Source organism: Lactonifactor longoviformis, assembly GCF_042848515.1.
Lineage (GTDB): Bacteria > Bacillota > Clostridia > Lachnospirales > Lachnospiraceae > Lactonifactor > Lactonifactor longoviformis.
The window spans coordinates 862,951-877,053 of record NZ_AP031453.1 but is presented as its reverse complement, the minus strand read 5'-3'; the positions used below and the strand labels follow the sequence as shown (position 1 = coordinate 877,053).

The 14,103-nt window shown below is 48.6% G+C and carries 13 protein-coding genes; 1 reads left to right on the top strand and 12 read right to left on the bottom strand.

Going from position 1 to position 14,103, the window contains the following annotated elements; genetic code table 11:
• Nucleotides 1-30: 30 nt before the first annotated feature.
• The 12 genes from ACGHCT_RS03955 to ACGHCT_RS03900 all read right to left on the bottom strand — a co-directional run bounded on the left by ACGHCT_RS03955 (nt 31) and on the right by ACGHCT_RS03900 (nt 12,476).
• The gene (locus tag ACGHCT_RS03955; RefSeq protein ID WP_390438333.1) at nt 31-2,133 is read right to left on the bottom strand and encodes an ADP-ribosylglycohydrolase family protein; all 2,103 of its coding nucleotides are present in this window, start codon (nt 2,131-2,133) and stop codon (nt 31-33) included.
• Between the two features lie 27 nt (nt 2,134-2,160).
• Nucleotides 2,161-3,078, bottom strand: a complete 918-nt coding sequence (locus ACGHCT_RS03950; RefSeq protein WP_390438330.1) for a nucleoside hydrolase — start codon at nt 3,076-3,078, stop codon at nt 2,161-2,163.
• Nucleotides 3,079-3,082: 4 nt separating this feature from the next.
• Nucleotides 3,083-3,997, bottom strand: a complete 915-nt coding sequence (locus tag ACGHCT_RS03945) for a nucleoside phosphorylase (protein ID WP_072849662.1) — start codon at nt 3,995-3,997, stop codon at nt 3,083-3,085.
• Nucleotides 3,994-4,935 (bottom strand): carbohydrate kinase family protein, encoded by a 942-nt coding sequence (locus ACGHCT_RS03940; RefSeq protein WP_072849660.1) that lies wholly within the window; start codon nt 4,933-4,935, stop codon nt 3,994-3,996. Before ACGHCT_RS03940 ends, ACGHCT_RS03945 begins: the two co-directional genes overlap by 4 nt.
• Nucleotides 4,936-4,957: 22 nt before the next feature.
• Complete coding sequence (locus tag ACGHCT_RS03935) at nt 4,958-5,962, bottom strand: substrate-binding domain-containing protein (protein ID WP_390438327.1); 1,005 nt, start codon at nt 5,960-5,962, stop codon at nt 4,958-4,960.
• A gap of 22 nt (nt 5,963-5,984) precedes the next feature.
• Nucleotides 5,985-6,716, bottom strand: coding sequence for a purine-nucleoside phosphorylase (deoD, locus tag ACGHCT_RS03930; RefSeq protein ID WP_242946724.1), 732 nt, complete (start codon nt 6,714-6,716; stop codon nt 5,985-5,987).
• Nucleotides 6,703-7,689: a nucleoside hydrolase gene (locus tag ACGHCT_RS03925; RefSeq protein WP_390438325.1), complete on the bottom strand. Its 987-nt coding sequence runs from the start codon at nt 7,687-7,689 to the stop codon at nt 6,703-6,705. The genes deoD and ACGHCT_RS03925 overlap by 14 nt, the downstream gene beginning before the upstream one ends.
• A 44-nt stretch (nt 7,690-7,733) precedes the next feature.
• Entirely contained in the window at nt 7,734-8,138 is a 405-nt protein-coding gene (locus ACGHCT_RS03920; RefSeq protein WP_390438323.1) for a secondary thiamine-phosphate synthase enzyme YjbQ, read from the bottom strand.
• A 10-nt stretch (nt 8,139-8,148) separates the two neighbouring features.
• Nucleotides 8,149-9,291, bottom strand: coding sequence for an SIS domain-containing protein (locus tag ACGHCT_RS03915; protein ID WP_390438322.1), 1,143 nt, complete (start codon nt 9,289-9,291; stop codon nt 8,149-8,151).
• 22 nt (nt 9,292-9,313) lie between these two features.
• Entirely contained in the window at nt 9,314-10,144 is an 831-nt protein-coding gene (locus ACGHCT_RS03910; RefSeq protein ID WP_390438320.1) for a carbohydrate ABC transporter permease, read from the bottom strand.
• A gap of 2 nt (nt 10,145-10,146) precedes the next feature.
• Nucleotides 10,147-11,019, bottom strand: coding sequence for a carbohydrate ABC transporter permease (locus tag ACGHCT_RS03905; protein WP_072849648.1), 873 nt, complete (start codon nt 11,017-11,019; stop codon nt 10,147-10,149).
• A gap of 62 nt (nt 11,020-11,081) precedes the next feature.
• Complete coding sequence (locus ACGHCT_RS03900; protein WP_072849647.1) at nt 11,082-12,476, bottom strand: ABC transporter substrate-binding protein; 1,395 nt, start codon at nt 12,474-12,476, stop codon at nt 11,082-11,084.
• A gap of 282 nt (nt 12,477-12,758) precedes the next feature.
• On the opposite strand from ACGHCT_RS03900, the gene ACGHCT_RS03895 reads away from it, so the two are divergent.
• Complete coding sequence (locus tag ACGHCT_RS03895; RefSeq protein WP_390438317.1) at nt 12,759-14,063, top strand: amidohydrolase family protein; 1,305 nt, start codon at nt 12,759-12,761, stop codon at nt 14,061-14,063.
• The last annotated feature ends 40 nt before the right edge of the window (nt 14,064-14,103 follow it).

The window sequence follows — 14,103 nt, the reverse complement described above, 5'->3', positions numbered from 1 at the left end:
CTGCGGATGCAGGCCCTGCTTACTTCTCAATCAGACTCTTTCTACTGTGAATCCATCTCCCAGGATGGCCCCCCGGTCTACGACATAACCGGCTCCGCCCTGGGCATAGCTGGAATCCTCCGCCTCTGCCACAGTCTTTCCGTTTACTGCCATAGACAAATGTTTCCCTTTTACGGTAAATGAAACCTGATATTCTCCGTCAATTTTATAGGCATAAGGCACTGCCGCGAGCTCCGTAATCTCCCAGTCCTTCCTGCGGATAATCTTTGCCTTCCCGTCCTGGAACACGGCGGCATAATACCTTCTGTGTCCTTTCGCCCTGGCCACAAGGCCGGCACATTCCTGCTGGGAAAATGTAACGGCAGAGGTAACCGTATAATCCTTCCAGTCCGGTCCTCCGGTGGTTACAATACCATTCTTTCCGGGGTGAGATACGGAGAAGGTTCTGAGGTAGTCCGGATAAAAATTATCCGCCGAACTGACAAAGGTCTTCAGCCAGATGGTTTCGTTCGTCCAGGTTACCAAAGAGGGGGTCATCTCGTAAGACTTGCCCATCTCATACTTTCTGGGGGCCCCGGTCCAGTCCATCCATTTCAGAATCACCTTTCCGTCCAGCCTCTTTTTGCTGTCAAGCTGTATTCCCAGCCTGTAAATAGCCTGTCCGCAGTGTTCCGGTACTTCCCAGGAAGTTAGATTCTCACCTGGCTTCAGCAGAAATTCCTCCCCGGTTAACTTCTGAAGCTGATCCTGGCCGTCATAATAATCTACAAAAAAGCGGAGGGACGGCGTCTCTTCATCCGGGCAGAAGAACAACGCATTTATGGTCTGGGTAGGATATAAATTAGGGGATGCATATACTTCAAAATAGCTGGTTCCTCCCACCCCCTTAGGGCTCTTGTCCACATAAGTCTCCACGCAGGCAGCTGCGCTGCTACCAGGTGCCAGATGCCGATACTCCAGTTCCAGTCCCTGCCCCAGGGGATTGGATATCCCGCACAGGGCCTGCTCCTCTGCATAATCCTGATGAATCATAAATCCCTGCACACTGCCTGGATATTCAAAGGCGTATCTCTTATCCGGAAGATCCACGTTTTCCTGATACAGTTCCGCGGCTGCTCTCAGAATTTTTCTGCTCTCCAGCACCGCATCAGATACACAGTCTCCCCCGTCTGCTGTAACTACATATAGACGATCTGCAACAGGGCCCCTAAGATCTGCTCCCCCGTTAATTCCCTCCAGGCCCAGACGGATCCCGTTCAGGCAACCCACATTGCCGGCATTGCAGTCCGTATCCCATCCTGCCGAGGCTGCTATCATGATTGATTTATTAAAATCATCACCGCCCATTAAAAGAGCTGCCAAAACTACCAGATGATTGGTTATCATAGGGCAGTTGCCTGGGTATTTTTCATATCCGTGGTTAGCCGCTATCCACTCCCTTACCTCGTGCCAGTCCGATGCCTTTCTGCACTGCTCTCTGACATCCGCCACCAGTCGGTGCAGCAGCCCGTCATCCACATAGGACAACCCCCGATCTATAAGGACATCCATATTGGTCTCCTCAAAGGCCATGGATTCCATAGCCGCCAGGAAACACGCAGCAGACACCGCAATCCCGTCATGACTCACGCTCGCCGCTTCTTTCGCCATGCGGACCGCCAGTTCCGGTTGATTGGGATTTACCAATGCCCAGGTATCGATAAAGATTTCAGCGCCGATGGCCTCAGCCATGCTCTGTCCATTCTGGGCGATGCTTCCGCTCTCGGGCGCCGGAATTCCTTCCTTAAGTCTTATATACGCAGAGTGCTCCGTGGAACGGGACAGACCGCCCCACCAGAGAATTGTTTTATTCTCCACCAGATAGTTCAGCCAGGTATCCCCTATCTGTTTAGCCGTAAGATCTTTCGGATAGCCGTTGTCCTCCAGCGCCCGGAAAAAAGCAAAGGTTCCTGAGATATCATCGTCAGGCACAATCAAAGGCGCCCCCGCCGCCTTATGTTTAAAGTTATAGACTTCCCCGAATGCCTGATTAATCCTATCATAGAACCATCCCTCTACCGGACGCCCCATATAGACTCCCAGACATTTTCCAAGTACGCCTGCATATATCTTCTCTCTGTAAGTATTGATCATAGTTTTGCCCCCTTGTATCCATACAGTTTACTTTGTCAGTTTTTCTATTAAATCTTTCATCAGCGCATCCCGATGGATGCGGTATATATAGTTTATCAAGTGCCTGTCCCTGCAGCAGGTATAGGTATCATCATATTCAGGAATCGGGCTGGATACCAGCCTCTCTTCCATAAACTGCCCCCGGTCATTCAAAAGCCAGGCCACTGCCGTCACATCCCATATTGTCTTGGACCAGGGCGTTCCCTCTGCCCATGCCTCCATCTCTCCTATGGTAATCCCCGTGAGATAATCACACAGAGGATTCTTTCCCTGCAGCCAGTACTCCAGTTCCGGACGGGTAACCGTAAAACGCTCTGCCACATCCATACACGGCACCTGAATCAGCGGCACTTTGCTGTTAAATACCACCCTTGCGGCTGCCAAATCCTGCATCATATTAAATTCCCGGTTATGGGCAGAATGTTGTGCATTTCCTCCCAGCCACACCACTGCGATACGTTCCTTCAGCGCAGGTTCTGTCAAAAGAGCTGAGGCAATATTGGTGAGAGCTGCTATCCCCACTACATACAGGGGATTTTCAGGGCTATACGCCATTGCTCTCTGCACCAGATCCCGCACCGCAGGGGAATCCACAGGTTCGGTCTCATTTTTAAGGAATCTGTCGGCCCCGTAAAATACCTGTTCCTTTTTCCCACCGTGTCCCCCCAGTTCCAGAACTTTTTTGATCTCCTCATAGCTCTTATTCATCCCATCCAGAGGGGAAGCGGATTTATGATTATGGAAGGGTGCTGCATAAATTGCAGCGGGATTCAGCTTTTCGCCGGAATTCATCAGATAGGCAATGGCAAACTGGTCGTCAATCTCATTAAAAGCATCTGTATCTAAAACAACATCCACCCGATGCAGAGGTACCTTCAGATTTTTTCTGTATTGGCTCTCATCCATAGCTTTATTCTATTTCCTCCGGAACCCAGCAGGGAAGATTTTTTTTCTCCTTCTGTACATCCATGTTATGTAAATTGGCAAGCCCCTCAAGGACTACCTGGATGGAATCATCATGTCCCTGTCCTGGTATAAACCGTTCTCCCGTTACAATATTATTGTCTATGGAAAATACCGCGCCCCCTCGCTTCCGGAACAATGTACATAGTGTGGCAATGACACTGGATTCCCGATCCAGATTTAGAACATTCGCCCTGTTATAGTACTCTATAATCTCCGTGTGCCAGGGCTGAATATACCCATTCACAGCCGGGCGTCCGCCGCCCACGTGCTCACAATCAGAGCATCTGGTAACCCCCACATGCCACCTGCAGCCCAGATCCGCAGCACTTTTGCTCATTGCCAGTACCACTTCATGGCTGCACAGGGCAGGAAATTCAGGTTCTATATAAACCTTGGATACTCCGTCCCCTCTTACGATTCCGCTGCTTATCACCACATCCCCGCTATGTATCTCTTCGCTGATGGCAGCAGAGCCTGCAAGCCTTATAAAGGTATCTGCTTTTGTATAATGCATCAGCTCCACCAGGGGCAGCTCCGCCTCAGGCGCGCCGCTGCCGCCGCTGACAAAGGTTATATGGGCTCCCTTATACCATCCGCTCCAGGTGGTAAAGAGTCCTGTTTTGCCGGCCAATACCGGCTTCTCCAGTCTTTTGGCCAGAATCTCAGCGGGATCCCCGCCATACACAAGCAGAGGATCCCGTACCAGCATAACTACATATCTTCCCACCTTGTCAGGGTCAATCCCTGTCATAGCAGGTTTTCCGTCAATTACCAGACCGCCCGGGGCCATGATTCCTCCCGGTTCCATACGGTCTTTGTACACATAACTATCAATTATCCGTTTTATGGATTCTTTCATACCATTCCTGCCTCCATAATGCCTTCTCTGTATCGGTTTTCCAGCTCTTTCTTTTCCTCCCGGGCGATTCTCTTATTCTCCGGGGTCAGTTCCATGGCCCCCTGGTATCGCAGATTCATTCCTGCGGTAATATTAGCCGCGGCAGCAATTCCGCAGACATCCATATTCTCACACCAGGCGTAAAAAGCTGCGGCAGTAGAACTGTTTCCGCATCCGGTCACATCCACCACGGAATATTTCTGAAAGCTGGGGGCAAAAAACACCTCTTCCCCTTGGATAATGTAAAGTCCCTTTGATCCAATCCGATATACTGCCATAGGCAGCTCAAGTCCCTGCAGAGCCCGGATGGCTTCGCTGTCTTCCTCCACACCAAACAGTCGGTACGCCTCTCTGCGGTTAATAGAAAATGCGTCTATATTCTTCAGGATTCTTCGGATCACCGGAAGCTTTTCCGGCACGGTAATAGTGGCCTTGATTTCCCACATGAACCGAAAGCCGAACTCATTTCTCAGTTCTGCCATCTGTCCAAAAAAGTCCGGATCATCCGCCCGAAAGCAGTAGACCCCCTTTGTCCCTTCCAAAAAGTCCCGCAAATGGTCCTTTTGGGGATCACAGTCCAGGCTTTCATAATGCTCGTTTCCATATTCTGTATAGGAATACCAGTCTCCGCTGTCTCTGTACACCAGATAATTTAAAGGATTTCTGGGATCTCTCACATGAAATCCTCTCCGGTCAATCTGGTTGCGCTCCATCCAGTCTCCCATATGCTCCATATAATCCGCACCGAATCCCCCGCACATCAGCACACTGTCTGTCCACAGCTGGATCCCGGTAAGGGCAAACAGGGTAGCTCCTCCAGGCATAAAACCGGTGCTTGTTCCATCGGCAAACGTTATCTTATCTACAGCAGCATTGCCGGCAATCACGTAATCTGCCATATCTCCTTCTCCTATTCTATATTCAGTTGATTTTTTTTACAGAATCTCTCTTTACAAGAGACGGAGCAATCCGGATAATCTTATCTGTAATTGGTTCATTGTGGATCTGCTTCATTAAAAGATCCACGGCTGTCTGAATCATATCATCCACGTGCTGGTCCACCGACGTCATGGCCGGCTGGGCACACTCAGACAGTATCGTATTGTTGTAGCCAATGATTGATAAGTCCTCCGGGATTCCAAGCCCCATCTGTGCACACACCTTATAGACACCCATTGCCAGCACATCATTTTCACAGATCACTGCAGTAAACTTGTTTTTACTCTCCATAAGCTCCCGAAAGCATTTTACTCCGTCCAGCATACCGAACCCCACAAATTTCACCAGATTGGGATTCACTGCAAGACCGGAATCCAGCAGGGCATTTACGTATCCCTGATACCGGTAATGCTCAAACATATGAAAACGCAGGCCTGAGATATACGCGATCTGTGTGTGGCCGTTTTCTATCAGATGTTTTGTTGCTTCGTACATGCCCCATACGCCATTGGAGAATACCAGGGCCGGCACGTTATACTCTGACAGGTAGCTGTCTAGCACCACGAAGGGCTTCCCCGCATCTTTGAGCATATCGTAACAGTCTTTTTCCTCATTTACAGTACTCATGTAGACGATTCCCTGCACATTCTGCTGAATCAGTTTTTTGATGTACTGCTTTTCTCTCTCAAAGGATTCCTGGCTCAGGCAAAGCTGCACATTATAATTGTAGGTTTCTGAACACTTCTCTACAGCCTCCACGATTTGTGCGAAAAAGGGATCTGTAATATCAGGAATCACCACAGCGATATTGGCCGGGGTTTTCATCTTTGCATTCACATATCCATTCTTTTCCGCTAACTCATCCAGCTTTTTGCGGGTACTCTCACTCATAGAAGCGTAATCCTGATTGATATAACGGGATACGGTGGCAATTGACACTCCTGCATCTCTCGCCAGATCCCGTACGGTATACTTTGAACTTGCCATTTTCTTATTTCCTTTCCCCCGATTATGTAATTATAGATAAGGCCATCTTTATCATGTCATCAAAGCTGTTCTGCCTTTCTTCCACGCTGCATTTTTCGCCAGAGAATACCAAATCAGAAATCGTGCAAATTGCCAATGCTTTTTTATGAGTCTTTGCCGCATTCATATACAGCGCAGCCGACTCCATCTCCACTGCCAGTGCTCCCATCTGTGCCCATTTTCTGAGAATTTCCTCCTCATAGTAGAAGGCCTCTCCTGAAAAAAGCATCCCCGCCCGGCACCCAAGCCCCTTTTTTTCGGCATAGTCAAAAGCTTTTCTTGCCAGCCCGAAGTCCCCGCATGGGGCAAGAGTTCCCGGCAGACCGTACTGGAGGGCATATCCTGTATCCGTGCTGGATGCAGTGCCTATCACAATATCTCTGAGAGCCAGATGAGGAGATAATCCCCCTGCGGATCCCACCCTTATAATCTTTTCCACACCGTAAAACTGAAAGAGCTCATAAGAGTATATTCCCATAGATCCTGCCCCCATACCGCTGGCCATGACGGACACTTTCCTGCCCCGGCAGCTGCCTGTGTAGGCATAAATGCCTCTGACCTCACTGACCAGCCTGGCATCGGCAAGATAGTTCTCTGCGATAAAACGTGCCCGCTGCGGATCCCCGGGCATGAGCACGCATTCCGCTATCTGCCCCTTCTCCGCCTGATTATGCAGGGTTGGTGTCTCCCTCTTTGTGCCGTCAGATTTCATCATAGGGTTTCCCCCCTACGGCTTCCACAAAGGTTCTCTGATAGCGTTCACTGTCAATTGCGCAGGCCGTCCATATCCTGGGAATATGTGTCCATTTAAAATGGTTTCTTCTGTCCCACAGGGTCATTCCTCTGGTAAGCTGATTGTCACTGGTGTCCACCTCCACATGGATCTCTCTGGTTTCTATGATGTCAGGCTGTATCACCGCACACATAGCTACCGTGTCAATCGGACCATTATTGAACAGGTCCGGCAGTGAATTGTTCTTATCCACATACTCTATAATCTCAAGCACATATCTGGACGCTTTGGTATTCAATTTTTCCAGCTTTTTAAGCGCCTCTTCCCGGATGTTTACCCATTCCGGATTGAACGCTACATCCAAGCCTATGGTTGTCAGCTTTACCCCGGACTCATATACTGCCTTTGCCGCCTCAGGATCCACATAAACGTTCCATTCACTCATAGGATTGTCCCCTGTTGCATTGAGAAATGCATAATCCGTGACCCCATATGCACCGCCCAGGTGATATACCTCTTTAACCATAGGAATAATGTCTGGTTTTAGCATAAATGCCAGTGCAATATTTGTCAATGGAGCAGTAGACAGGATGGTGACCTCCCCGGGAAACTGCTCCACCAGGTCTATGATCATCTGTGCCGCATATCTTGGATCCGGCTTTAACTCAGGTTCCGGAAAAAAATGATTTCCCAGTCCGTCTTTTCCGTGGGAATAGGGATCTTTTGGATACTCTCTTACCAGAGGGTGCTCCATTCCCTTGGCCACAGGAATATCCGGGCGTTCCATAAGTTCCAGAATCCTGAGGGCATTGGCACAGCTTTTACTTGCAGGCAGGTTCCCGCTTTCAGCCGTAATCCCCAGCAGATCAATTCCCGGATGAGTAAGCCCCATAATAATACATACGGAATCATCCGTCCCCGGATCACAGTTTAGTATTAATTTTTTTCTTTCCATAGACAACTATAACCTCATTTCTTTACTTTTTGCATATACTTCCGCTAACAGGCAAATGCCTTTACATAGCACATGCGGTTTCTGGGTCCGTCAAATTCCAGAAAATAGATCCCCTGGGAGCTTCCCAGAAGGGCCTTTCCGTCTTTGATCAGAACCGGCAGTGTGCAGCCGGTAAGAACCGATTTGATATGTCCTGCCGCATCCTCGGGAGTGTCAAACTGGTGGCAAAAATCTACCCTGGTGGGCACAATCCGCCGCAGTTCTCCTTTGATATCCGCAAAATCTGTTTCATCCCATTTTGAAGTTAGGCAGAGTCCTGCGGTTGTATGAGGAATATGCACCATACACATCCCCTCCTGAATCTGACTCTCTTTTATTGCCTCCTCCACATACCCGGTGAGACAGAAGACATCGTCCTTCTTTGTAGAAAATCTGAACTCCTTAATCATAACTTATCTCCTATAGAATCTCTATTCTGCTTTCTGTGAGAAGCTTTGTTGTTCCGCACACCTTCCAGCTGTCCCGGCATCCTCTTCCATAGGCCTCCCCCTTCAGTTCGCAGAGATAACCCGCCAAAAGCGACACAGGAAGGTAATTCAGCAGAGGCCACATCCAGTCTTTCTGGCAGCCGGGTATCCATATCCGCTCTGTGCCTTCCGGCAGCACCAGGTCTCTGCTGTCTGTTATCACACAGAAATCCATCTTCATTTCTGAGATCGCGGTCATAAGTTCCTTTGACCGGCTAAGTTCCGGTCCCTTTGCCGACGCGTACTGAACAGTAAGCTTTCTTGAGAGATGCTTGAAAAAGCAGTTCAGATGCATCCACCCTTCCGTGTCGCTGTATGTCGCCCACTCTCCTGTAGCCTCAATGATTTTGGCCTGGGAAAACCAGGCAGTGCCTGTGTTTCCCCCGGATCCAATAAAGTCAAACAGCTCCTTGGAAGCATATTTCTCTGCGGCCCTGAACATCTGCTCATCCAGATCAGGCATTATGTTCCTGAATTCCTCCGCATAGACACAGATTTCATCTCTTATGCTCTGGGAAGCCTCCATCGTATACCTGCCTTTTACTTCCCCTATGCGGATTGCTATAATCAGCAGGGCAAGCATAGATACCAGATAACTTCTCACCCCGTTTCCGGATACAAACTCCGGAATGGATAACTCCACTGCTTTTTTGGATACACGGGCCAGTCTGGATTCCCTGCTGCCGGTGACGGCAACGGTAAGACATCCGTAGTTCCCCGCTCTCTCTATGGCCTCCCCCAGCCGTGCTACCTTTCCGGAGTTGCTCACTGCCAGTACCAGAGGGGTGCCTTTCTGTCTTGTCAGCAGCTCCGAGGGAGTATACCGGGCCAGATCCACTGCGGATATCACTTCCACAGGCAGTCCGGTCAGAACTTCTATCGCCGGCTTCATGGCCAGGCCTGCAGCATAAGAGTCTCCGCAGCCTGTCACAATGATTCTGCCCAAATCCCAGATCTCCCCGGCAGATACCGTAAGACGGGAAGCCTCCTCTATCAGCCTGCACTGGCTGACACAGAGACCTGGGACGTCCCGCACATTTTGAGCCATAGGGTTATCGTATTCTTCTCGTACCATTCGTTTCTTACTCCTCCTTTTTCTATTCTTTTACTGATCCTGCAGTGAGACCATCCACCACATACCTCTGCAGAGACAGAAAGAAGATGAGGATTGGTATCACAATAATCAGGGAACCTGCCATCTTCATCCCCTGGTCAAAGGTAACAGAGCCTCCGTTCAGAGACAGATACCCCAGTGTGGCTGTAAAGTTCTTTTCTCCCTGCAGAAAAGTAGAAGAAATCAGATATTCATTCCATGCATTTAATATGACTATCACTGCTACGGTAATGAATCCTGGCTTCACACAGGGAAAAATAATCTGGAACAGAATCTGCCGGGTATTGGCCCCGTCCAGCATGGCCGACTCCTCCAGCTGCATAGGCACCCCAACGAAAAAGGTGCGCATAAGCATTACTGCCAGAGGCATATTGATGGCGGCAATCACAAAGGAAACTGCATAGATATTTCCAATCAAATCCAATTTCGCAAATACACCATAGAGAGGGAACAGGAATAACTGCACCGGTATGGTCATAGCCAGGAGAAAGTACGAAAGCAAGAGCCCTTTCCCTGTAAACCTTTTTGTCCCCAGGGCATATCCTGCAAAGGCAGAGGCCGCCAGCACAATCAGGGCGGTCGTGACCACAAGGCGGATACTGTTAAAAAATCCTCTTGAAAAACCAGCCGTTCTCCATGCCTTGGAAAAGTTGTCCAGGAAAGCAGACTTTGGAAAACTAATGGGATTGGTGACAATATCAGCATGAGGCTTGAATGCGTTTATCACTACCAGATACAGGGGAAACAAAACAATAAATATCAATAGGGCAATGATGAGCCACTGAAAAATCGCCGTACGTTTTTTTCTCTTCATAACTAATCCCTTTCCTCCCCTCTGCTTAACTTCATATATACCACAGACGCAATCAGGCCGAAGAAGCTCATGACAATGGAAATGGAGGAAGCCATTCCGATCTTCCGCTCACTGAAAGCAGCGGAATAGGCAAGGGTGCTCAGCACCTCCGTATAATGGGCCGGCCCTCCCTGAGTCATCAGCTGAACATAGTCGAAGGCCAGGAAGGAGAAGATCACAATCATAATCTGCATCAGCCGTACCGTAGGCCTGATATTGGGATAATATACATACCGAAACCTCTGAAAGGCATTGGCTCCGTCCAGCTTAGCCGCTTCTACCTGATCCTCAGAAACCTGCCGCAGAGATGCCAGATAGATAATCATCAGATAACTCCAGAAATGCCAGATATCTACGGCTGCCACAGCAATAAGTCCAAAGTTCTTGCTGGTCAGAGGTGTTTTCAGCACAAATCCCAGATCCATCTGATTGATAAACTGAAGGAGACCAGAGGTAGGACTGTATATAATATTTTTCCATATCATAGCGGTCACCACAGGTGCCAGTACGTAGGGAATCAGCATAATCATCTGCAGCATATTCCGCCCTTTCTTTCTGTTTAAAAGAAGAAGGGCAACTCCCATTCCTATCACCACCGGCACGGTGAGAAACAGAGCCATCCAGATCAGATTATTTTTCAGAGCAATCCAGAAATATTTGTCCTGGAACAGGCTGATATAATTTGCCAGTCCGATAAAATTCTTTTTGGCTGCAAATCCATTCCAGTCTGTAAAAGAGGAATATATGGTATTTATTCCCGGTAAAACTACAACGCTGGCGCTGATAAGGATAGCCGGCAACATAAAAAGAATATATTTTGAATCTTTTTTCTTCATAAGCTTCTCCGTCTCACTGGGAGGGGCAGCTCCCTGCCCCGTCCCCAGTTATGCTAAGTAAATTAGAATGCAGGTTTAGGAATGGTGGCTACAGATTTCTTCTCTACGTCCTCTGCAAAAGCCTTATCCATATTATCCAGATATTCCTCCACCGTGGCCTCTCCAAACCATACCGTATCAATATCAATGCAGGCCTCATAAGTGGACGCCGGGAAACAGGTAGCCGCGCCGTAGGCAAAATCACCCTCATCCAGGGATTTCACAATATCCGTGCAGGTTTTCATATATTCTTTGTAAATTCCCTGATACTGTTCCATATCAATCTGCGTAAGATCCTTCAGAGGCATTCCCCAATAGCCGGGCCACTGGGAGGACATTCCCGCTGAAAAATCAGAGGTAAGCATATAATCCAGAACCATAGCCGCCCCGTCCGGGTTTTTGCACTGAGAATTAATAGAGAAAGAACAGATGGAACCCAGGGATGCTCTGTGATCTGTACTGCCGTCATAATTGGGCAGGGGGAAGAATCCAATGTTATCACACTGTTCCTCTGTGGCTATGTTTTTAATAAACTGAAATACATTAAGCGCACCGTAGAAGAAAGGAGACTGCTCGTTGGCAAGCATCATAGCAGCTTCATTAAAGTCAAAGTTCCAGTAATCATCCCCGGCAAGATATCCATTCTTATACCAGTCCACCAACACATTCATAGCCTCAGCAACCTCAGGGGAATTCCACTTCTGCTCACCGGTAAGAACCTTATACATGACTTCAGGACCTGCCACATGGGTCAGCATCATCCCCACATACATCTCATTGGTATACCGCCAGTCCTTGGCTCCGGTAAGACCCGCATAAAGCCCCTTCTCCTTTGCCTGTTCCATAATGTCTACCAGCTGTTCATAAGTTGCCGGCACCTCCCAGCCGTTATCTTCGAGAACCTTCTTGTTATAGAACACACCGGTGGAGGTCAATGCGCCCGGTATACTGTAAAGACTTCCGTCTATCGTACAGATCTCATAACAGGGATCCAGCACACGCTCCTTCCAGCCATACTGTTCTGAATACTTGTCGAGATTCAGAAACAAGCCTTCCGCCGCGTATCCTGCTACAAAGGCCGGGCCTGAACCATATACAATATCGGGCCCCTCTCCTCCTGACAGGGCAACTGCAATATCATTATCCACAGATGCCCGGTACTCTACAGTCAGCTCATACTCATCCTGGGATTCATTAAACGCCTGAATGAGATACTTGTCCATAGCTTCCCTCTGATAATCAGATGCGCCCCAGAACCACATGGACAATTCCTTTTTTCCCGAGGAATCCCCCTCTTCTTTGGAAGAGGCAGATTCCTGTGATCCTTTTTGCTCTTCTTCCTTCCCGCACCCGGTGAATACAGTTGCTGCCATAGCAGCGGCCATGAGCATGGCAAGAGCTTTTTTCGTTTTCTTCATTTCATTTCCTCCTTCTTATCCTTATATTTTTCTTTTGTTACTTTTTTGTTTCGTAAATTTTACGTATCATGTTTACGTAACAAACATACATCTTTTTACTAAACTTGTCAATTGATTTTCCCTATTTCTTTTCCCTCGTTTACATTTTTGTTACTTTCTTATGATTTACGTACGCATTTATTGACATTTTTCACAATTGACAATATCCCGCCGTGAGGTATACATTAGAAACATAATTGATATTCTGATTTTTGTTACGTTAACATCGAATCGGAGGAACCTATGAAGGAAAACTACGTATTTACTAACACCACTATTTTAACCCTGGATGACACTGCCCCTGTACGGTATAACGCCTGCCTGGTAACCGAGGACGGGCGTATCTCGTATCTTGGACAGGAACTTCCCCCGCAGCTCCCTGCCCGGCACAAAAGAATTGACGGAAGAAACCTCCTGCTCTGTCCCGGACTTGTGAATGCCCATACCCATACGCCTATGACTCTGCTTCGGGGATTTTCTGACGACTGTTCTCTGGAGCAGTGGCTGTCACATATTTGGCCTGCAGAGGAAGCCCTTACGGAAGACGACTATTACTATGGCTCTCTTCTGGGAATTGCAGAGATGCTGGCCTACGGCACAACTTCTGTCAGCGATATGTACCGGTCCTCCCACACCATCCTCCGTTCTGCTGTTGACAGCGGGATAAAGGCTACTATCTGCGAAAGTATTACCTGCCCTGCAGACCAGGATCCGGCCCTTCTCCCCTCTGTCAGGCGTTCCATTGACCTGATTCATACTTATAACGGCTGGGACAGAGGACGTATCCGGTGCGATACCAGTATACAAAGTGTATTTCAGACCACCCCGGCCCTCTGGGAGTTTATCGGGGATGTGGCAGCCAGGGAACATATAGGGATTCATACCCATATCTGTGAAACCAGAAAAGAGGTGCAGAATTGTATCCAAAATTACGGCTGTACTCCCATCGCCGCCCTGCAAAGGGCAGGGGTGTTCCGCTCAAGAGTGGCTGCCGCCCACGGTATCTATGTTTCAGAGGAGGATCTTGAGATTCTCAGCTCCTCCCGGGCGGTTGTTGTTCACGATCCCTGCAGCAATCTGAAATGCGGCTGCGGGATTGCCAACCTGAAACCTTTTATTCAGCGGGGGATTCCGGTTGCGCTGGGAACAGACGGGGTTTGTTCCAACAATTCCGGCGATATGTTTGAAACCATGAAATTTACTGCTCTGATCCAGAAGGGAATCCATGAAGATCCGACGTTTGCGGACGCCGGACAAGTGCTCTCCATGGCGGTTCAGGGAGGTCTCCTGTCACAGGGACGGGAGGGAGAATCCGGCATACTTGCCCCGGGGAGAGATGCCGATATCATCGCCCTGGATCTGAGCCATCCCGGCCTCTCCCCCCTTACTTCTCCTGTGTCTAATCTTGTCTATGCGGCCCACGGAAATCATGTGGCTATGACTATGGTTCGGGGGAATATATTGTATTATAAAGGGGAATATATGACCATTGATTTGGAAAAAGTGAAGTATGAAGTGAAGAAGTGCATGGAACGGCTTCGGTTATAACTTTCCGGTAACGGCAAAAGGTACCCGTAAAGGGAATGTC

Coding starts and splice junctions, on each gene's coding strand:
- ACGHCT_RS03910 (WP_390438320.1), bottom strand. CDS start 10,144: ATGAAGAGAAAAAAACGTACGGCGATTTTTCAGTGGCTCATCATTGCC.
- ACGHCT_RS03895 (WP_390438317.1), top strand. CDS start 12,759: ATGAAGGAAAACTACGTATTTACTAACACCACTATTTTAACCCTGGAT.
- ACGHCT_RS03920 (WP_390438323.1), bottom strand. CDS start 8,138: ATGATTAAGGAGTTCAGATTTTCTACAAAGAAGGACGATGTCTTCTGT.
- ACGHCT_RS03955 (WP_390438333.1), bottom strand. CDS start 2,133: ATGATCAATACTTACAGAGAGAAGATATATGCAGGCGTACTTGGAAAA.
- ACGHCT_RS03900 (WP_072849647.1), bottom strand. CDS start 12,476: ATGAAGAAAACGAAAAAAGCTCTTGCCATGCTCATGGCCGCTGCTATG.
- ACGHCT_RS03915 (WP_390438322.1), bottom strand. CDS start 9,291: ATGGTACGAGAAGAATACGATAACCCTATGGCTCAAAATGTGCGGGAC.
- ACGHCT_RS03950 (WP_390438330.1), bottom strand. CDS start 3,078: ATGGATGAGAGCCAATACAGAAAAAATCTGAAGGTACCTCTGCATCGG.
- ACGHCT_RS03905 (WP_072849648.1), bottom strand. CDS start 11,019: ATGAAGAAAAAAGATTCAAAATATATTCTTTTTATGTTGCCGGCTATC.
- ACGHCT_RS03940 (WP_072849660.1), bottom strand. CDS start 4,935: ATGGCAGATTACGTGATTGCCGGCAATGCTGCTGTAGATAAGATAACG.
- deoD (WP_242946724.1), bottom strand. CDS start 6,716: ATGATGAAATCTGACGGCACAAAGAGGGAGACACCAACCCTGCATAAT.
- ACGHCT_RS03945 (WP_072849662.1), bottom strand. CDS start 3,997: ATGAAAGAATCCATAAAACGGATAATTGATAGTTATGTGTACAAAGAC.
- ACGHCT_RS03925 (WP_390438325.1), bottom strand. CDS start 7,689: ATGGAAAGAAAAAAATTAATACTAAACTGTGATCCGGGGACGGATGAT.
- ACGHCT_RS03935 (WP_390438327.1), bottom strand. CDS start 5,962: ATGGCAAGTTCAAAGTATACCGTACGGGATCTGGCGAGAGATGCAGGA.